This window comes from Nocardia sp. NPDC056564, assembly GCF_042793755.1.
GTDB lineage: Bacteria > Actinomycetota > Actinomycetes > Mycobacteriales > Mycobacteriaceae > Nocardia.
The window spans coordinates 289834-309014 of the sequence record NZ_JBHTUR010000003.1 but is presented as its reverse complement, the minus strand read 5'-3'; the positions used below and the strand labels follow the sequence as shown (position 1 = coordinate 309014).

At 68.0% G+C, this 19181-nt stretch carries 17 protein-coding genes; 6 read left to right on the top strand and 11 right to left on the bottom strand.

Translation table 11 applies throughout. The annotated features are described in order from the left end of the window. Window positions 1-4: 4 nt before the first annotated feature. From ACFQ9K_RS09240 to ACFQ9K_RS09210, 7 genes are read right to left on the bottom strand one after another with little or no spacing between them, the layout of a single operon-like run. Window positions 5-400 carry a RidA family protein gene (locus tag ACFQ9K_RS09240; RefSeq protein WP_378718171.1) on the bottom strand — a complete coding sequence of 132 codons (396 nt, stop codon included), beginning with the start codon at window positions 398-400 and terminating at the stop codon, window positions 5-7. Next, window positions 397-2034, bottom strand: coding sequence for an AMP-binding protein (locus tag ACFQ9K_RS09235; protein ID WP_378718173.1), 1638 nt, complete (start codon window positions 2032-2034; stop codon window positions 397-399). Before ACFQ9K_RS09235 ends, ACFQ9K_RS09240 begins: the two co-directional genes overlap by 4 nt. Window positions 2035-2067: 33 nt before the next feature. Next, on the bottom strand, window positions 2068-3243 hold the full coding sequence (locus tag ACFQ9K_RS09230; RefSeq protein ID WP_378718174.1) for an acyl-CoA dehydrogenase family protein: 1176 nt from the start codon (window positions 3241-3243) through the stop codon (window positions 2068-2070). 2 nt (window positions 3244-3245) lie between these two features. Continuing rightward, entirely contained in the window at window positions 3246-4097 is an 852-nt protein-coding gene (locus tag ACFQ9K_RS09225) for an enoyl-CoA hydratase family protein (RefSeq protein ID WP_378718175.1), read from the bottom strand. Further along, complete coding sequence (locus ACFQ9K_RS09220) at window positions 4094-4627, bottom strand: MarR family winged helix-turn-helix transcriptional regulator (RefSeq protein WP_378718176.1); 534 nt, start codon at window positions 4625-4627, stop codon at window positions 4094-4096. The genes ACFQ9K_RS09225 and ACFQ9K_RS09220 overlap by 4 nt, the downstream gene beginning before the upstream one ends. Before the next feature lies 1 nt (window position 4628). Beyond that, window positions 4629-5417 (bottom strand): SDR family NAD(P)-dependent oxidoreductase, encoded by a 789-nt coding sequence (locus ACFQ9K_RS09215; protein ID WP_378718178.1) that lies wholly within the window; start codon window positions 5415-5417, stop codon window positions 4629-4631. A 5-nt stretch (window positions 5418-5422) separates the two neighbouring features. Further along, window positions 5423-7765 carry a bifunctional salicylyl-CoA 5-hydroxylase/oxidoreductase gene (locus tag ACFQ9K_RS09210; protein ID WP_378718179.1) on the bottom strand — a complete coding sequence of 781 codons (2343 nt, stop codon included), beginning with the start codon at window positions 7763-7765 and terminating at the stop codon, window positions 5423-5425. A gap of 129 nt (window positions 7766-7894) precedes the next feature. On the opposite strand from ACFQ9K_RS09210, the gene ACFQ9K_RS09205 reads away from it, so the two are divergent. Then, complete coding sequence (locus ACFQ9K_RS09205; RefSeq protein WP_378718180.1) at window positions 7895-8431, top strand: hypothetical protein; 537 nt, start codon at window positions 7895-7897, stop codon at window positions 8429-8431. A gap of 25 nt (window positions 8432-8456) precedes the next feature. On the opposite strand, the gene ACFQ9K_RS09200 is transcribed toward ACFQ9K_RS09205, so the two are convergent. From ACFQ9K_RS09200 to ACFQ9K_RS09190, 3 genes are all read right to left on the bottom strand, one after another. Then, window positions 8457-9269, bottom strand: coding sequence for a siderophore-interacting protein (locus ACFQ9K_RS09200; protein WP_378718182.1), 813 nt, complete (start codon window positions 9267-9269; stop codon window positions 8457-8459). A 12-nt stretch (window positions 9270-9281) separates the two neighbouring features. Continuing rightward, window positions 9282-10298 carry an ABC transporter substrate-binding protein gene (locus tag ACFQ9K_RS09195; RefSeq protein WP_378718183.1) on the bottom strand — a complete coding sequence of 339 codons (1017 nt, stop codon included), beginning with the start codon at window positions 10296-10298 and terminating at the stop codon, window positions 9282-9284. Between the two features lie 178 nt (window positions 10299-10476). After that, complete coding sequence (locus ACFQ9K_RS09190; RefSeq protein ID WP_378718184.1) at window positions 10477-10962, bottom strand: carboxymuconolactone decarboxylase family protein; 486 nt, start codon at window positions 10960-10962, stop codon at window positions 10477-10479. A gap of 169 nt (window positions 10963-11131) precedes the next feature. On the opposite strand from ACFQ9K_RS09190, the gene ACFQ9K_RS09185 reads away from it, so the two are divergent. From ACFQ9K_RS09185 to ACFQ9K_RS09170, 4 genes are all read left to right on the top strand, one after another. After that, window positions 11132-12058 (top strand): RNA polymerase sigma-70 factor, encoded by a 927-nt coding sequence (locus ACFQ9K_RS09185; protein ID WP_378718185.1) that lies wholly within the window; start codon window positions 11132-11134, stop codon window positions 12056-12058. Window positions 12059-12125: 67 nt separating this feature from the next. Further along, a complete protein-coding gene (locus ACFQ9K_RS09180; protein WP_378718187.1) occupies window positions 12126-12929 on the top strand; it encodes a DUF6585 family protein in 804 nt (267 codons plus the stop codon). A 220-nt stretch (window positions 12930-13149) separates the two neighbouring features. Continuing rightward, the gene (locus tag ACFQ9K_RS09175; RefSeq protein WP_378718188.1) at window positions 13150-13446 is read left to right on the top strand and encodes a WXG100 family type VII secretion target; all 297 of its coding nucleotides are present in this window, start codon (window positions 13150-13152) and stop codon (window positions 13444-13446) included. A gap of 21 nt (window positions 13447-13467) precedes the next feature. Continuing rightward, complete coding sequence (locus tag ACFQ9K_RS09170; protein WP_378718189.1) at window positions 13468-17073, top strand: hypothetical protein; 3606 nt, start codon at window positions 13468-13470, stop codon at window positions 17071-17073. Between the two features lie 232 nt (window positions 17074-17305). Here the strand turns inward: ACFQ9K_RS09170 and ACFQ9K_RS09165 are convergent, their stop codons facing one another. Next, window positions 17306-17728: a hypothetical protein gene (locus tag ACFQ9K_RS09165; RefSeq protein WP_378718208.1), complete on the bottom strand. Its 423-nt coding sequence runs from the start codon at window positions 17726-17728 to the stop codon at window positions 17306-17308. 198 nt (window positions 17729-17926) lie between these two features. Between ACFQ9K_RS09165 and ACFQ9K_RS09160 the strand changes: the two genes are divergently transcribed. Then, the gene (locus ACFQ9K_RS09160; RefSeq protein ID WP_378718190.1) at window positions 17927-19012 is read left to right on the top strand and encodes an Acg family FMN-binding oxidoreductase; all 1086 of its coding nucleotides are present in this window, start codon (window positions 17927-17929) and stop codon (window positions 19010-19012) included. The last annotated feature ends 169 nt before the right edge of the window (window positions 19013-19181 follow it).

Genomic DNA, 19181 nt, shown 5'->3' with positions numbered 1-19181 from the left:
ACGCTCAGCGATCCGGAATCACGGCCGTGACCTCGATCTCGACCTTGGCGTCCGGCTCGACGAGGCGGGACACCTCGACGGCGGTCATCGCGGCGCCGAACCCGCCGATGATCTCGCGGAAGGCCACCCCGATCTCCCGGTACGCGCGCACGTAGGCATCCACATCGGTGATGTACCAGGTCATTCGGACGATGTGCGCGGGTTCGGCACCGGCCTCGGCGAGCACCGCCACGATGTTCAGCAGCGCCTGGCGCACCTGATCGGCGAGGTCGGCGGAGCGGAACACACCGTCGGCGTCCCAGCCGATCATGCCGGCCACGAACACCAGTTCGCCGCGTGCGGCAATGCCGTTCGCGTAACCGCGCGGCCGCGGCCAGCCGGGCGGTTGCAGGATCCTCATGCCGTGGCCGCCGAATCGCCCTGCACCGCACCGATTTCCCGTAGCCGGAAGCGTTGCAGCTTGCCGGTGGGCGTGCGCGGCAGGGCGTCCACGAAGGCGATCGCCCTCGGGTACTTGTACGGGGCCACCGTCTGTTTCACGAAGTCCTGCAATTCCTCCACCATCCCGTCGCGGGTCTCGATCTCCTCGCGCAGCACCACATACGCCTTGACGATCTGGCCGCGATCCTCGTCGGGCACGCCGATCACGGCGCAGTCGGCGACCGCGAAATGCCCGGCCAGTGCGTCCTCGACCTCGGGTGCGGCGATGTTGTAGCCGGCCGACACGATCATGTCGTCCGAGCGGGCTTGATAGTGGAAATAGCCGTCCGCGTCCATGGAATAGGCGTCGCCGGTGTAGTTCCAGCCGTCGCGCACGTAGACCGTCTGCCGGTCGTCGGCGAGGTAGCGACAACCGGTCGGACCGCGCACCGCGAGCAGGCCGATCTCGCCGGGAGGCAGGGTGTTTCCGTCCTCGTCCACGACGCGTGCCTCGTACCCGGGGACCGCCTTGCCCGTCGCGCCCGGTCTGGCGTGCGCCTCGTCGGCGGAGATGAAGATGTGCAGCATCTCGGTGGCGCCGATGCCGTCGATCAGTTCGATGCCGGTGGCCTCGCGCCACCGGGTGCGGGTGCTCGGCGGCAAGGATTCGCCCGCCGAGACGCATCTGCGCAACGAGGTGCCATGGAGGTCGTGGCGAGCGAGGATGCGGTATGACGTCGGCGCGGTGAAAAGTACCGTCGCACCGAACTTCTCGATCGCGTCGAGCAACTGCGGCGGTCCAGCCTGCTCGAGCAGCACCGTGGAGGCGCCGACCGACAGGGGAAACAGCAGCAGCCCACCCAGTCCGAAGGTGAAGGCCAGCGGGGGGCTGCCGATGAACACATCGTCGGGCTCCGGCCGCAGGATGTGCTGAGGGAAGCAGTGACAGATCGCCATGACATCGCGGTGGAAGTGCACGGTCGCCTTCGGCACGCCGGTGGTGCCGGAGGTGAAGGCGATGAGGCAGACGTCGTCCGCGGCGGTGGCGACCGGGTCGAATCGCCCGTCGTGGCGGGTCATCAGCGCCTCCAGGCCGTCGGCGGCCGTGCTGTTGAAATAGCGCACCTGGTCCAGCGTCGGGCAGGCGGCGACTACCTCCTCCAGTCGCGATGCGAGCGCGGAATCGCAGAGCGCGTGCGTGATTCGCGCCTTGTCGACGATCTGGGTGAGCTCCTTGACCCGCAGCAGCGGCATGGCCGTCACCGCGATGCCGCCCGCCTTCAGCACGGCGAACCAGCACGCCGCCAGCATGGGGTTGTTCGGGGCATCCAGCAGCACCCGGTTGCCGGGCACGAGGCCCAGGTCCTGCACCAGCACGGCCGCAATGCGATTGGCGCGCTCGTTCAGGTCGGCATAGGTCCAGCGTGCTCCGCCGGGCGCTTGCACACACAGGCGGTCGCCGTTGCCGATGTCCAGCTGCCGGTCGAGTAGCTCTGCGGCGCAATTGAGCTGGTCCGGAAATCGCAGTTCGGGTGCGTCGAACACGAGGTCCGGCCACTGCTCCAGCGGCGGCAGGTGGTCGCGGGCGAAGGTGTCGATGTGCGCGCTTGTCATGGTCGAACCTTGGGAGAGAGCGGAAATCGTGAATCAGGACGCCGAATCGGGGGTGGCGCCGCGCAGGAGTTCGCGGGCGATGATCAGTTGCTGTACTTCGGTGGCGCCCTCGTAGATGCGCAAGGCGCGGATGTCGCGGTAGAGCCGCTCGACCGGCTGATCGCTGACCACCCCGAGCGCACCCCACATCTGGACGGCGGCATCGATGACTCGTTGCGCGCCTTCGGTCGCCGCCAGTTTGGCCATGGCCGCCTCGCGGGTAACGGCTCGCCCCTGATCGCGTTGCCAGGCCGCGCGGTAGGTGAGCAGCGCGGTCGCGTCGATGGTGGTCGCCATCTGCGCGAGTTCGGCCTGGGTCAGTTGGAAGTCGGACAGGACCCCGCCGAACATGCGCCGCGAGGTCGCCCTGGCGAGCGCCTCGGCCATGGCGCGCCGCGCGAACCCGACGGCCGCGGCGGCCACCGAGGTCCGGAAGACGTCGAGGGTCCGCATGGCGAGCGCGAAACCCCGTCCCGCGTCGCCGATCAGCCGGTCCGCCGGGACCCGGCAGCCGTCGAAGCGCAACCGGGCGAGCGGATGTGGCGCGATCACGTCGATGCGTTCGGCGATGTGCAGCCCCGGGGTGTCCGCGTCGACGATGAAGGCCGAAATGCCGCGGGCGTCCGGGGCTTCGCCGGTGCGGGCGAAGACGACATAGAAGTCGGCGATGCCGCCGTTGGAGATCCAGGTCTTCTCGCCGTCGAGCACGTACCCGTCACTGTCGGCCCGCGCGGTGCAGGCCAGCGCGGCGGCGTCGGAGCCCGCTCCGGTTTCGGAGAGCGCGAACGCGGCGATCGCCGTGCCGGCCGCCACCCGCGGCAGATACCGCCGCTTCTGCTCGTCGGTCCCGGCCAGGCTGATCGCGCCGGACCCGAGTCCCTGCATGGCGAAGACGAAGTCGGCCAGCGCATTGCGTTCGGCGAGGATCTCGCGGGCGAGACACAGTGCGCGCGTATCGATCTGGACGCGGTTGCCGCCGAATTCCGGGCCGGCGACGGTGTGTCGGAGCCAGCCCGCGTCGCCGAGCGTGCGGACCAGCCTGCGGCAGCGGGCATCGACGTCGGTGCTGGTCCCGCTGTTCAGCTTGCCGGCTGCCCAGTCGTGCAGCGCGGCGGCCAGTTTCCGGTGCTCGTCATCGAAGAATGGCCAGTCCCAATGGGCCTCGGACATGGTTAGTTCCCTTCGAACTTCGGGCGCTGCTTGTCCCGGAACGCGTGATAGGCGCGTTTGAAGTCCTCGGTGAGCATGCAGAGGGCCTGCGCCTGCGCTTCGGCCTCGATGGCCTGATCCACCGTCATCGACCACTCCTGGTGCAGCATGGTCTTGGTGATGCCCTGCGCGAACGTCGGTCCCTCGGCCAGCCGGCGCGCGAACCGCCCCGCGGTGTCGAGCAGCTGGTCCGGTTCGGCCAATTCGTTGTAGAACCCCCACGCGTAGGCCTCGTCGCCGGTCATCGCCCGCCCGGTGTACAACAGCTCGGACGCGCGACCCTGCCCGATGATGCGCGGCAGGATCGCGCAGGCACCCATGTCGCACCCGGCGAGGCCGACCCGGGTGAACAGGAAAGCCGTTGCGCTGCGGGCGGTTCCGACGCGCAGGTCGGCGGCCATCGCGAGAATCGCGCCCGCCCCGGCGCAGACGCCGTCCACGGCGGCCACGATCGGCTGCGGGCAGGCGCGCATCGCCTTGACCAGATCGCCGGTCATCCTGGTGAACATCAGCAACTCGGGCGCGGGCAGCGCGATCAACGGGCCGATGATGTCGTGCACGTCGCCGCCGGAGCAGAAGTTCTCGCCCGCGCCGTGCAGCACGATCACCGCGACGTCCTCGGCGTAGGCCAAGCGGCGGAACAGATCTCGCAGCTCGGCGTAGGAGTCGAAGGTCAGCGGGTTCTTGCGGTCCGGCCGATCGAGCATGATCGTGCCGACACCCTCGTGCACGTCCCACTGGAAGTGAATGGCCGGGTAGTCGGCGAGGGTCACGCGGTTGGCCTCGCGCAGCGCGGGGTCGAGGTGCTGGGTCATGAGCGTTCCTGAGGATTCGATACGGGGGAGGGGTCGGCCGTGGCGGCCAGGTGCACCCGCAACTGCCCGAGCAGATCGAACAGCGCCTGTTCGTCGCCGCGGCCGAAGCCGGCGAACATCTCGGTCAGCCAGCGTTCGTGTTCGGCGGCCATTTCCTCGAAGCGCTCGCGTCCGAGTTCGGTCAGCCGCACCAGGGTCGCGCGCTTGTCCACCGGGTCCGGGATCCGGTCGACCCAGCCCTCGGCCACCAGCTGATCGGTCAGGCCGGTGACATTGCCGCCGGTCACCATCAGATAGCGGGACAGCGCGCTCATCCGCAGACCGTCGTGATGCCGGTCGAGCTGGGCCAGATAGTCGAAGCGGGGGAGGGTCGTGGCGAACCGGACCCGCAGCCGGGTGCGGATCTCCTGCTCGATCTCGTTGGTGGTGGCCAGCAGTCGCAGCCACAGCCGCACGTCGAGGTGGTCGCCGGAGACGGTGCGGGCCTCCCTGCCGATGCGCTCGTCGCCGAGTTCGCGCTGCGTGGTCACCTCACATCACCTCCCCGCCGCTGACCGAAATCGACTGTCCGGTCAGCGAAGCCGCTGCGTCCGAGCAGAGCCAGGCGACGGTGGCGGCGACCTCGTCCGGCTGGATCAGCCGGCCCTGCGGGTTGTGCTCGGTGAAGGCGGCTCGGGCGGCGTCGGCGCTGCGGCCGGTCGTCTCGATCACGTGGGTCACGCTCTCCTGCAACAGGTCGGTGTCGGTGAAGCCGGGGCAGATCGCGTTCACGGTGATCGGCGTGCCCGCGAGTTCCAGTGCGAGCGAACGGGTCAGGCCGATCACGCCGTGCTTGGCCGCCGCGTAGGCGGTGACGTAGGGGTAGCCGCGCAGGCCGGCCGTGCTGGCGATGTTGATCACGCGGCCGCGGCCTGCCGCGAGCATGTCGGGGAGCGCGCTGCGCGTGCACAGGAAGGTACCGGTCAGGTTGACGGCCAACATGTTCTGCCACAGTTCGTCGGTGGTGCGGCGCAGCGGTGCGCTCGCCGCTCGGCCTGCGTTGTTGACCAGGATGTCGATCGCGCCGTGCATCAGGCGGGCGTCGGTGAACGCGGCGGCGATGGCCTCCGGGTCGGTGATGTCGCAGGCGATGGCATGCGCCTGCGCCGACTTCGGCAGTCGGGCAACGGTTTCGGTGGCCCGGACGAAGTCGCGGGACAGCAGGGTGAGGCGAGCGCCCTGGTCCGCCAGGCGGTGCGCGATCGCGGCGCCGATGCCGCGTGATCCACCGGTGACCAGCGCGTGCCGGTCGGTCAGACCGCGTGGGATGTCGTCGGGCATGCCGGTCAGGCCTTCCCGGCCGCGGCGGCGGCCTGCTGGCGTTGGATATTCGCTTCGAATTGCCGTTTGGCGGCACGGTATTGCTTGGGCCAGCCGAGTTCGGTGAAGCCGATCTTGGCCGCCTCGGTGAGGGTCCAGGACGGGTTCGCCAGGTGCGGGCGGGCGATGGCGCACAGGTCGGCCCGACCGGCCGCGACGATGCTGTTCACGTGGTCGGCCTCGGAGATGGCGCCGACGGCGATCGTCGGAATCCCCGCCTCCTGCCGCACCCGGTCGGCGAACGGGGTCTGCCACATCCGCCCGAAGATCGGTTGTTCCTGCTTGGTGACCTGACCGGAGGAGCAGTCGATGAGATCGGCGCCCGCCTCCTTGAACCGCTTCGCGATCTCGACGGCGTCAGCGGGGGTGATGCCGCCCTCGACCCAGTCGTGCGCCGAAATGCGCACTGACATAGGAAGATCGGCGGGCCACGCCGCGCGCACGGCGGTAAAGACCGCCAACGGATAACGCAGCCGGTTCTCCAGCGAGCCGCCGTACTCGTCGGTGCGCCGATTGGTCAGCGGCGAGATGAAGCTGGACAAGAGATAGCCGTGCGCGCAATGCAATTCGAGCCAGTCGAAGCCCGCGGTGGCCGTGCGCTCGGTCGCGGCGACGAACTGGGCCGTGACCTCGTCCATGTCGGCGCGGGTCATCGCGCGCGACCACTGGCTCTGGCCGGCCAGATACTGCTGCGGCGAGGCCGAGATCAACGGCCAGTTCGGTTCGTCGTCGTCGGCCGTGAGTGGTTGATCGGTGCCGTCCCACATGCGACGGGTGGAGCCCTTGGCGCCCGAATGCCCCAGCTGCATACCGATCTTCGCGTCGGTGTTGGCATGCACCCAGTCGGCGATGCGCTGCCAGGCCTGCCGCTGCTCGTCGGTGTACAGGCCGGGACAGCCGGGCGTGATCCGGCCGGTCGCGCTGACACAGGTCATCTCGGCGAACACCAGGCCTGCGCCGCCCTGCGCGCGAGCGCCGAGGTGCACCAGGTGGAAGTCGCCGGGCACACCGTGAACGGCCGAATACTGGGCCATGGGGGAGACGACGATCCGGTTCTTCAACGTCACCGAGCGTGCTGTATACGGCGTGAACATCGGTGGGACGGAGGCTTCTTCGGCGGTTCGCGGCAGCCCGGCGCGCGCGTCGAACCAGCGTTCGTAGTTCTCCAGCCAGCCCTTGTCGCGCAGGCGCAGGTTCTCGTGGCTGATCCGCTGGCTGCGGGTGAGCATCGAGTACATGAACTGCTCGGGTTCGAGTTGATCGCAATAGCGTTCGCCGCAGACCTCGAACCACTCCATCGCGTTCCAGGCCGCGTTCTGGAGTCGCAGCGCGTCGATCGACCGGATCTCCTGGTAGCGCGTGAGCACCGCGGGCAGGTCCGCGGGAGTGTCGCCGTGCTCGCCGAGCTGACGCACCAGTTCGATGGCGTCCTCGAGCGCCAGCTTGGTGCCCGAGCCGATGGCGAAATGCGCGGTGTGCACGGCATCGCCCATCAGCACGACATGGCTGTTGCCGTTGTGCAGCCACCACTTCTCGCATTTCACCCGCTGGAAGTTCTGCCACCCCGAGCCAGGCAGCTGGCGCGAGTTCGTCAGCAACTTCTCGCCTTGCAGGTTGTCGGCGAACACGCGCTCGCAGAACGCGACCGACTCGTCCGGCGTGGCGCGGTCGAGTCCGTGTGCCCGCCACACGTGTTCGGGCGCTTCGACGATGAACGTGCTGGTGCGCTCGTCGAACTTGTAGATATGTGCCTGCAACCAGCCGTGTTCGGTCTGCACGAAGTCGAAGGTGAAAGCGTCGTACAGCTTCTCGGTGCCGAGCCAGATGTAGCGGTTCGGGCGCGTCACGAGGTCGGGCACGAAGATGTCCTGGTGCCCGCCGCGGGTCCTGGAGGAAATGCCGTCGGCCGCGACGATCAGGTCCGCGTCGGGAAACTCGCTGTCGGCGGCGACCTCCCGGTCGAACTCCAGCTTCACCCCGACCTCTTCGCACCGCGCCTGCAAGATGTTCAACAGCTTCTTGCGGCCGATCCCGACGAAACCATGTCCGCCGGAACGCAATACCCGCCCCTTGAACCGCAACTCGATGTCGTCCCAATGATTGAACGCCGACTCGATCCGGTCCGCGGTGGTCCGATCCCACACCCGCATCGTCTCCATCGTGGCGTCGGAGAACACCACCCCCCACCCGAAAGTGTCATAGGGACGGTTCCGCTCGACCACGGTCACCTCGTGATCGGCATTCAGCTGCTTCATCAACAACCCGAAGTACAGTCCGGCAGGCCCACCACCGACGCACACGACCTTCATACGCTCTCCTCGAGTCGCGGTACGAAGTACTTTACCTCTAAAGCTTTAGACATAAAGCATTTTCACCGGATTGCGGACCCGCGGCGATTGCCGCGGCGAGGTCGGTGCCGGACGTTTAGGGTCGGCTGCATGACTCCGGAAGCTCGAGTTCTTGCCGAAGCGTTCCTGGATGACCCGCTGATGACCTACTTCTGGCCGGATCCAGCCCGCCGCCGGCGCGCGCTGCCGCGCTTCTGGCACTCCCGCGTGGAAGCGCGGCGGCGCCATGGGTTCGTCGACACCGCCTCGGATGGTGACGAGGTCGTGAGCGTCGTGCTGTGGGAGCGGGCGGGCGTAGTCTCGCCGATGGCAAAGCCGTTCAGCTTGCTCCGTTCGCTGGGAGTTGCGCTACCGCGTGCCCTGGCCGTGTCCCGCCGGCTCGACAGCCTTCGACCCCGAACGCCGCATCTGTATCTGGCGTGCGGGGGAGCGTTGCCGGCCGCTCGCGGGAGGGGGTTGACCGCGAGTCTGGTTCGAGCGCGTATCGATGCAAGTGACGCGGATGTCTTCCTCATAGCGACGAATGAGACGAGCGTCGTGCTTGCTGAACATGGCGGCTTCCGGCCGACGAGTGAAGTCGTCATCGACCGCCATACTGTGCTGACGGGGATGTTGCGGACCGTGTGAGGTGTTCTGAGTAGTGGGTGGGGCGTTATTCGTTGCGGAGGTCGTCTTCTGTGGCGCCGAGGCGCCAGTAGCCGCGAAAGGTGATGTGGGACTTGGGGATGTGCCGGTCGGTGACCAGGTGGCGGCGTAGTGCGCGGACAACACCGGATTCGCCGGCGATCCAGGCGTAGGGGCGCTCGTGCGGTAGTGCGGCGTCTTGGATCGCCTGTACGATCCGGCCGCGGGTGCGTTCTTCGTGCACCAGCCAGGTGATCTCGGCGTTGGCGCGGGTGCGCAGTTCGCGGCGATCGGCTTTGTGCGGCACCTCGATCCAGACCTTGGCGACGGTGCCGGCGGGCAGGGATTCGAGGATGCTGGTCGCGGCGGGCAGGGCTGTCTCGTCCGCGGCGATGAGGACGCAGCCGGTGTCGACGGGCGGGCGGAAGGCGACGCTGCGATTGTCGCTGTCGGCGGGTCCGAGAATGGTGACCCGATCGCCCGGTTGCGCCTTCGCCGCCCACCGCGAGGCGGGTCCGCCGTCGGCATGCGGGACGAAATCGATGTCCAGCTCGCCTGTTTCGGGGCGATGCTCGCGCGCGGTGTAGGCGCGCATCACCGCGCGGACCTCGGGATCGGCGGCCCGCCATTCGGCGAACCAGTTCTCCCCGGCGTCCTTGGGCACCCACGGTTTCGCCTGACCGGGGTGTGGCAGGAACAGCGACAAACTCTGATCGCGACCGCCACTGTCGAAGCCCGCCAACGACGGACCGCCGAAGACGATGCGGAGCTGGGACGGACTGAGCGGCTCGGTCCGCAGGACCGGCACGTTCTCGAAGAAGCGAAAAGGCTGGGTGCGCATGGTGACTCCCGGTCAGATGACTGTGGCGGAGCGCAGGATGGTCGCGGCCAGATCCTCGAGCAGCGGTGCGGTACCCGCGTGGGAGAACCGATAGACCGGCTGCCAGCCGCCGACCTGGCCGGCGCGCACCGCGGGCAGGCCGCGCCAGACCGGGTTGGCGGTCAGCGCCTCCGGGGTCAACCCGGTGGACCTGCGGTCGAGCAGGATCAGATCGGCCGGGTACTTGTCGGTGTGCTCCCAGCTCAGTTCCTCGAAGAAGTCGTCCGCGGGCAGCTGATCCGGCCGGACCAGGTCCACTCCCAGTTCCGCGAAATAGCTCAGATCGGCAGAGGCTTTCGGATCGGAGACATAGAAGATGCCTGGCGCGGCCGAGGCCGCCATGACGCGTAGCCCTGGCCGCTGCGCGACCGCGTCCCGAACCGCCTGTGCGGCAGCGTCGAACCGAGCCTTCGCCTGGATGACCCTGGGCGCGTTCGGATCCGCGCCGAGCGAGCGGGCGAGCTCGGAATAGCGCGCGATGGTCTCCGGCAGCGTCCGGTGCGAGACCCGCACCGCCGTCACGTTCGGGTTGATCGTCAGGATCTTCGCTTTGCTCTCGTCCGGGATGTACCAGAGCCGGTCGGGCGCATACATATCGGTGATGAGGAGATCCGGTTCGAGCGCGGCGTACTTCTCCACATTGAATTCGCCCCAGTTGTTCCCGAGCACGGTCACCTTGCCGAGGTCGAGCTCGCCGGTGAGCGGCGCCGGTTCGCCTGCCTGCGCGCGAGTTTCGCCGAAGACGCCGACGACGCGATCGTGCAGGCCCCAATCGGCGAGCATCGCGGCCGCGCCGACGAAGGCGACGATCCGAGACGGCACGTCCTTCGTGTGGACGGTGCTGCCCCGGTCATCGGTGAACGACCAGCCGCCCGGTCCCGAGTACGAATCGTCCGATCGGGACCCCGAGCACGCGGTGGCGACGGCGCCGAGCCCGACTGCGCAGGCGGTCGTGAGCAGGCGGCGGCGGGTGATATGGATTGTGTCCATGGCGGCCATTACAACGACAACTTACCAGTTAGGCAAGCCTCACCTACATGAGTTTGATCACGCGGTCTCCGGTGTTGTTCGCGGTGGATCGCCAATGCTGGTGGGGCGGAAGCGAACCGCGTGACCACCAGGCCCCGCCCGGATCGAATGATCCTGGGCGGGGGCGCGATTCGGGTGGTCAGTTCATCAGGCTGTCGAACATGCCGGGCTGGTAGGAGCCGCCTTTCTGATGCACGATCACGGCGAGCCGGTTGGCCGCGTTGATCAGCGCGACCAGCGCGACCAGGGCGACGATCTGTTCGTCGTCGTAGTGCTTGCGCGCGTGGGCCCAGGTCTCGTCGGACACGCCCTGGCCGGCGTCGGCGAGCCGGGTGCCCTCCTCGGCCAGGGCCAGCGCGGCCTGCTCGGCCTCGGTGAACACGGTCGCCTCGCGCCAGACCGCGACCAGGTTGAGCCGGAGCGCGCTCTCCCCGGCGGCCGCGGCGTCCTTGGTGTGCAGGTCGACGCACCAGCCGCAGCCGTTGATCTGGCTGACGCGCAACGACACCAGCTCCTGTGTGGGCTTCGGCAGCGTCGACTGCACGATCGGCAGACCGGCATTGGCGAACCGCTTGCTGAACTTGGCGCCGAGCTCGTTGGTGAACAGGTCGATACGGGGTTCCATGACTTCGTCCTCACTCGTGGTGTTGTTTCGAACGAACACCAGATGCCGGCGACCCGGGCGCTGTGACAGGCGCGCGGACGTGACGTGTGTCATACGCGGAAGGTGTCACAGAATCGCGGCGCGCGGCATCTGGTGGGGTGACAGCCGAGTGCAGAGATAGGAGCCACCCATGGCAGGTACGCCGAAGACCGCGCCCGACCGGAGCCGGGACGAGCAGCCGGACCCGGCGACCGCCATGTTCGTCACCCATCGGAACCTGCTGTTCACCGTCGCCTACGAGATGCTCGGTTCGGCCGCCGATGCCGAGGACGTGCTGCAGGAGACCTGGCTGCGGTGGGCGGGCGTCGAGCTCGAGCAGGTTCGGGATCAGCGAGCGTATCTGGTGCGGATCACCACCCGTCAGGCGCTGAGCCGGCTGCGCACGCTCGGTCGGCGCAAGGAGTCCTATGTCGGCTCTTGGCTGCCCGAGCCGCTGCTCACCGCGCCTGATGTGGCCGAGGACGTCGAGCTGGCGGACAGCGTGTCGATGGCGATGATGCTGGTGCTGGAGACGCTCGCCCCGACCGAGCGGGCGGTGTTCGTGCTGCGCGAGGTCTTCGATCTGTCCTACGACGAGATCGCCGAGGCCGTCGACAAGACTCCGGCCGCGGTCCGGCAGATCATCCATCGGGCCCGGGCCCATGTGTCCGCGCGCAGGCCGCGTGGCATCGTCTCCCAGACCGAGACCCGGGATGCGCTCGCCGCCTTCCAACGGGCGATCGAGACGGGCGATATGCAGGACCTGGTCGACATCCTCGCGCCGGACGTGGTGCTGCTCGGCGACGGTGGCGGAATCAAGCAGGCGGTCGCGCGGCCCGTCGTCGGGGCCGACAAGGTGGCTCGCCTGCTCGCCCTCGGGTTCGATCGCGTTCGTGCGGCGATGACCGTCGAGCCGGTGCAGGTCAACGGTTCGCCTGCGCTGATCTACCGGCTCGACGGGGAGGTCGACACGGTCGTGGCGCTGCGGATCGATGACGGCCGGATCTCCGGGCTGTACGCGGTGCGCAATCCCGAGAAGCTGTCGCACATGGCGAATGAGACCGCGCTGCGCCGGTGAGGTCGGGTGTATGGGTTCCGTCAATGACGGTGGTCGAGGCGGTGGGGCGGGGGCATAGTCAGCCGTCGTGACGGATCCTGCGGGCAACGATGTCGAACTTCGTGCCGAGATCGGCCGGATTGCGGGGCATGAGGGGCTGGGTTCGCACCGAAGTACCTATGCGGCAGCGCAACCCGATATTCGGCGCTATGTCGTCGAAGGTGTAGCCACGCTCGCTGCCGCGCTGGTGACCATTTCGGGTTTTGTGGGTGGTGTGGCGGTGGTGGCCATCGTCGGCGTGACAGGCATGCTGATGGTCGGGGGCCGGCTGCTGTGGGATCTGTTGTGGCTGGCGTATATCCACGGCCGGAACCGGCGGGTGCGACTGGATCTGTATGAGCGCGGGCTTGTCGTGATCGTCGGCGGCAAGGCGCGCTGTGTCCGGTACGGCACCACGACGCTGCGGCGCAATATTGTCGAGCATGCGGATTCACCTGCTGCGAACCAGGTTTCGTACGCCTACACCGTGACCGACACGGCTGGTGATCCGATCGTGTTGCGGCAGGGGATCGAGCGTCCTGCAGACTGGGGGCCGGAGATCGATCGGGCGATCACCGCGGCTCAGCTGCCGAGGGCCGTAGCGGTACTCGAGGCAGGCGGGTGTCTCGACTTCGAGTACTTCTGGATGACGCGGGACGAGATCGGCGCGGGGGAGCGGTCGGAGCCGTGGTCGCGGGTGACGGATATCGCGTTGAGCGCCGGGTGGGTCAGTGTCGGTGTTGCCGGGGCGGCCGTGCCGCTGGAATCGCTTCCGGTGAGCTTGATTCCGAACTTTACCGTCTTTCGCACGCTCGCGGAGCGGATGCGGACGGAGCATGCGCGGTCGGTGTAGGTCGGCCGGGTGTAAAGGACGCGTCAACGGTTGTCGGGACTTTCGATGGTCTGGGCGGTTGCCGTCAGCGGAGAGACCGGCCCTGGTCCGGCCGATATGCGCAGAATTGTTGCCCGGCAGCGCATGTCAGGGAACCGTCAAATCGGTCGCGCGGATCTTTCCCGGCGCGGTCGGACGCTGACATCGTCTGAATCCGGATCGTTGGTGAAAGGGATCAGGCGTGGCGTCGAAGATCGGGGTGACTCCGGAGCAATTGCGGAGTGCGGCAGGGAAAATGGGTCTGCTGCAGGATCGGATGAACGACATTCTCAGCACATTGGAATCCGCGTTGGCGACCAAGGGCGCGGCCTGGGGCGGCGATGGCTACGGCAGCACCTTCGCCGACGGCCCGGAAGGCTATGTGGCCGCGCACAAGAACCTCACCGACGGCATCGGCAAGACCGCCGCGACGCTCGGCTCGTACTCCGCCGGGCAGTACCAGGCCGCAGACCTGTTGGCCCGAATGGACCGGCGGTAGTACGACTTCTGCTGAAATCGCATGTCCATCACCATGCCCAGCGAGCTGCAATGGCTCGGCTGGATCGCCGGATCGGACTGGCCCGACGGCGACGAAGACAAGATGTGGGCCATCGCCGCCGACTGGCGCAAGGCCGCCGCCGACATCCGCGCGTTGCTCCCGGATTTGGCCGCCGCCAGGAAGGCGACCGTCGAGGCGTATCCATGGGGTGACGGCGCCGAGGAGATGACCGCCGCGCTGGACAAGCTGGACCGCGGTCCCGAATCGCTGGAGCGGCTGGCCGAAATCCTGGACTATGTCGTCGAATCCGCGGATGCGCTCGGCACCGAGATCGAGTACACCAAGATCCTCGTCATCAGCTCGCTGGCCATGCTGGCCTTCGAAATCGCCGCGGCGTGGTTGTTTCCGCCGACCGCGCCGCTGGTCGAGGCGGCGGCCATCGCCGTGACCCGGGTGGCGGTGCGAGTGCTCGGTCAGCGTGCGGTCAGCGCGATCGCTCGCTTCGCGGCCAAGACCGGACTCGCCGCGCTGGCCAAGTTCACGGCGAAGCATGTCGTGTTCAGCACGGTGCTCGGTGCGGGGCAGGATGCGGCGATCCAGGCGTATCAGGTCGGGGCCGGACATCGGGACGGGATCGACTGGAATCGGGTCGGTACGACGGCGTATACCGCCGCGGCGGCCGGTGTGGTCGGCGGACCCGCCGGGGGACTGCTCGGCAAGGCGGCGGCGAAAGTTCCACTGCCGGAGCGACGTTGGAGTGGTGCGTGGAAAGGCGCGGCGGTCGGTGCGGGATCGGGTATGGCCGGGGCGCTGGGGGCATGGGGTGTCGGCGGGTTCGCCAATGGGTGGACCTGGGATCCGCGACTGCTGACCGGCGGGGCGGCCTACGGGGTATTGACCGGTGGCAGCAAGGGGTTTCGGCATGCGCCGTCTGGGCGTGGAGCCGGTGCGCGGGGATTCGACGCGGCGGAACCAGCGCGATTCGGCGGTGGTGACGGCAGTTCCGCTCGGGTCCACCCGGCAGGTGGTGCGGATTCGCGGAACGGGACCGGCACTGATTCCGTACACCGCTCGGGAGACTCGTCTGTCCATGGCAGCGGAAATCGGGAGGTCTCCGCTGGCAGCCGTCCGGGGGATGCACCGAACCGGAGTATGAACGAGGCCGATAGCGCTTCGAATACGAATTCCGGTGCGCGGAATGGTGAGAGCCGCGCCGGGATCCCGGAGGAACCGGCGCAGCGTGCCCATCAGGTGACACCGGCGCGCACCGGGAACTACGAATCCGGAATCGTCGCCGGTCCCAGAGAATCTCAGTCTGCCGGTGGGCCGGGCGGCGACGGTTCTACCTCGTCGACGCGTGGAGGGGATGGAGCAGGCACGCCGATCGTAGATTCGAAGCACCCGGTCGAACCGACCGGGCGCGCAAACGATGGACCGAATTCCGTTGTACCGCAAGAAGAAGGCGCACGAACGCAACAGCACCCGGAGGCCGGTGGTACCGAGCTGCACCCGCCCGTTGAGAATGGCGCTCCGCCAGAACAAGCATCACCCAGGGGGAGCGAAATCGAATCCTCCGCAACAGAAGTCGGAGGCACGACGAGCACCGACGGCGAAACCTCGGCCGCCGCACCCAAGCAGTCGGGAGCCGATATCGACAGTGATGCGAATCAGTCACCGGTGGTCGGCAATCCATCCGATCCGGCGCACGCTCCGGGCCGTACTCAGCCGCACCCCGCGCCGGTCAGCAGCGATGCGCACGAGGCCAACCCGGCTGGGGTTGATCGGGGGCAATCGAAGTCGGCGGCTGGTGGGGACGGGGGCCGGTGGAAGTCGGTGGGTGGTGGTGACGAAGGTCAGGGGAGACCCTCGGCCGGTGTCGACGGCTCCCAGTCGAAGCCGTCCGGACCTTCGCGCGTTGAGGCGCCGACGCCGCGAGCGGGCGGTGCCGATATTCGCTCGGCCGGCTCCGAACCGCGTGCGGGTACACCTGATCGTCGGCCGGATTCGGCTCGCGTCGGGACCCCCGTCGAGGCAAGCGCTACGGAGAAGGCGGCATCCCAAAGTCGTACTCCTGGAACGGAACAGCCGCACGTGCAGTCTCGTGTGCCCGGCGAGGACCACGCGCAAGCCGCCGAGGCGAGACGGTCGGCCGAGGTTTCCGACCAGATCCGCGAGAAGCTCCGCGGGTTGGGGGTCGACCCGGAGGGGATGGGCCCCGATCAGGTGCATCGTAGCGGCATGGATGCGGTTACGCGTCGCCTGTCGGAACTCGCCGCCTCGATGGCGGACCTGGACGGTGCGGGCCTACCGCCGAACGAGCACCTCACCCACCGGAAGGCCCTGCAACGGCAGATCGACGACATCTTGGCTTTGCGACAAGACCTTCGATCCGAATTCGAGCATCCACGAACCGCAACCACGGAGAAACCAGCCGCGCCCACCCACGCGCGGCCGGAATCCACACCGGGAAAGGAGAATACGTCGGGACCGACAGGGGAGCGTGCGCCGTCACAGGTCCGGCAGCCGGACGAGATCATCGATGCGATCCGGGAGAAGGTGCGAGCACTAGGCATCGATCCAGAAGGCATGACCCCGGAGCAGTTGCGCCGCGCAGGCGCGGGGGCACTGGCACGACGGGTCGACGAATTCGCCCAGCGGAGCGCCGATCTGGAAGGCGCCGGCCTGCACCCGAACGACCTACTCCAGCAGCGCATCAATCTGCGACGGCAGATCGACGAACTCCTCGCCCAACGCAGAGAACTCCGCGCGGAATTCGACCATTACGCGAAACAGGCTGATGCGCAGGGGCATACGGCCACTCGTCTCTCCCTCCCGCCCGAACACCCGGCGTCGGAACCCGCACACCAACAGCCACAAGCCGAACACCCGCAACCCGACGTCCACACAGAACCCACCCCAAACCCTCACCCGACACACGACGGCGAACGGACCCCCGAGATCCCCGACACATCCTCAAAAATCCCGTACACGCCAAGATACTTCGCAGTCCCCCCAATCCCCGCCTACTGCCCACCCACACCTCCGGACAACGCGGCATGGGAACCAGACCCAACCCCCACACCCAACCCCAACCCGAACGCAGACCCACAACCCGAACCGAATCCAGAGCCTGCACCGGAACCTGACCCTGACCCGGACCCGGAACCCGAGCCGGAGCCCGAGCCCGAGCCGGACCCGGAGCCCGAGCCCGAGCCCGAGCCGGAGCCCGAACCAGACCCCGAACCGGAGCCCGAACCAGACCCCGAACCAGACCCCGAACCGGAGCCGGAGCCGGAACCCGAGCCGGACCCGGAGCCGGAGCCGGAGCCGGAACCCGAGCCGGACCCGGAGCCGGAGCCGGAACCCGAGCCGGACCCGGAGCCGGAGCCGGAGCCCGAGCCGGACCCGGTGCCCCGACCGGAGCCTGAGCCCGGACCAGACCCAGACCCGGAACGTGAGCCCGAGCCCGAGCCCGAGCCCGAGCCCGAGCCCGAGCCTGGACCTGAGCCGGAACCGGAACCTGAGCCCGACCCCGGACCGGAACCTGAACCCGAACCGGAGCCAGACTCGGAATCCGTGACGGAATCGGAGCCGGAGTCGCCGCCGAACCCCGCGGCGGCGTTCTGAGTCGTGGTCGAAACACGCGTGGCAGCGGCCGCACACTCAGCTCCACACGAAACTCGCGATCTCGGTCGGCGTGAACGGCCGAGCCAGGTTACGGGCGATCTAGTCCACACTCACCGCGCGGGTGTCACGCGGGATAGTCAGTGGGAACACTGATCCGAGTCCTGGTGACCAGCAATAGTTTTGATCCCGCCAACGCCGCCGCATCGTCGACGAACCGGCGGCACCCGCCCGCTTACGGCACGTAGAGCGTCGCGAAACCCGGTGTAACCGTGGGAGAACTAGGCGAACTGACCATGAAGACAACCTGTCCGGCACCGGTGCTCACCGACGCCTGTGCCGGGATCCCGTTCAGTCCGTCGGACAGGCGCGTGGCTCCGGTCGCGCCGGTCGAGAGGTTTACCCACTGCACGGGTGCGGTGAGCATGCAGCCCCAACCGCCCGGCTTACCTCCGGTGATCACCACGGTGCCGGGCTGGTCGCCGACCACCGCCACGCACTGGATGGCGGGTGCGTCGAAACTACCGTTCGGATTACCGAACGGGGCGGGAGCGATCTGGAACGGAACTGTCACGGCCGCGGCGGCGACACCGGCGGCCGACAACCCCGACGCGACACCGAGCATCGCGCCGATACCGAGCTTGCGAGCGAAAGTCAGCACAGCGATCTCCTGGAACGTTGGCGAAACCCGACCCGAACGCCGCCGAGCATATCCCCGTACCGCTGGATCTCGAACCGTGTATTCGGTGCGAGCCACGGCCGGCCGGAACGCGGCGATACGGCGGTGGATACCGGTACCATTGCCGCGACGTGACATATGACTCGATGACAGTCCGCCGATCCGCGATGAGACTGGATGGCGGTGTTGATCGCGAATGGCCTGCTCAGCCGTGGTGATGCGCTGCCGAACTATCTCGATCGGAAGGATGGACTCGAGCTCATGGCTTCGTCGCCGAGCATGGACACGGTCAAGATCGCACTGGAGATGGCGGTGCGAGCGCCGTCCATCCACAACACTCAGCCCTGGCGATGGCGGATTCAGGAGCGGGCGATCCAACTGTGGGCCGACCCGCAGCGCCATCTCGTCTCGAGCGATCCCCAGCAGGGCAAGCTGATCGTGAGCTGCGGTGCCGTGCTGCATCATCTGCGCGTCGCGCTGGCCGTCCTCGGCTGGTCCGCCGCCGTGACGCACCTGCCGGACCCGAACGAGCCGGACCACCTCGCGACCATCGAGTTCGCACCGCATCAGCCGAGCCAGGCCGACATCGACCTCGGCGCCGCATTACTGCAACGACACACCGACCGTCGCGGCTACCGCTCGCTGGAAATCCCGGCCGGCTATCTCAAAACCATCTCCACCCGTGCGACCAAGTTCGGTGCCGTAGTCCGCCACGTCCCGGAGAGTCTCCGGCTGCGTTTGGTGCCCTCGTTTCAGGCCGCGGTCGCGCGCCACGCCAAGGACCCCGACTACCAACTCGAGCTGGCCGCGTGGAGCGGCCGCCGCAGCACCGCGGACGGTGTCCCCTCGGCCAACACGCCTCGCCCGCACCTGGCCGACGAAATCCCCGCCCGGATATTCGCCGACGCCGACCTGATCGACGACCACGAAGCCCCCGACGCGGCGGAGTGGCTCGTGATCTGCACGCCCCACGACGACCGCCGCGCCCAGCTCCGGGCCGGCGAAACCACCAGCGCCCTGCTGCTCGAGGCCACCCACCTCGGCCTGTCGACCTGCCTGCAGACCGAACCCCTGGGCCTGCGCGAACTCCGCGACGACATCCGCGCGGCAGTCCTCTACGACTGTGCCTATCCCCAAACCATGATCCGCATAGGTTGGGCCCCGGCCCATTCCGCCCCGCTGGCCCCGACTCCGCGTCGCCCGATCGAGGACATTGTCGACGCGTGGCCAGGTCCGGCCGCGGCCCATCCGGTTTGCTGCTGAACCGTCGGCGCGGGCGACGTAGTGTGCACGGTCGGGCCAGTAATGTGCACGCACAAAACACCGACTTTCGAGTTGCGGCCGAAGTTTTTTCGCATGGATGAATCTGGAACCATCCAGCAAATCTGACACATCGATGGGCCAGGTCCCGTCTATGCCTACATCTATCCGG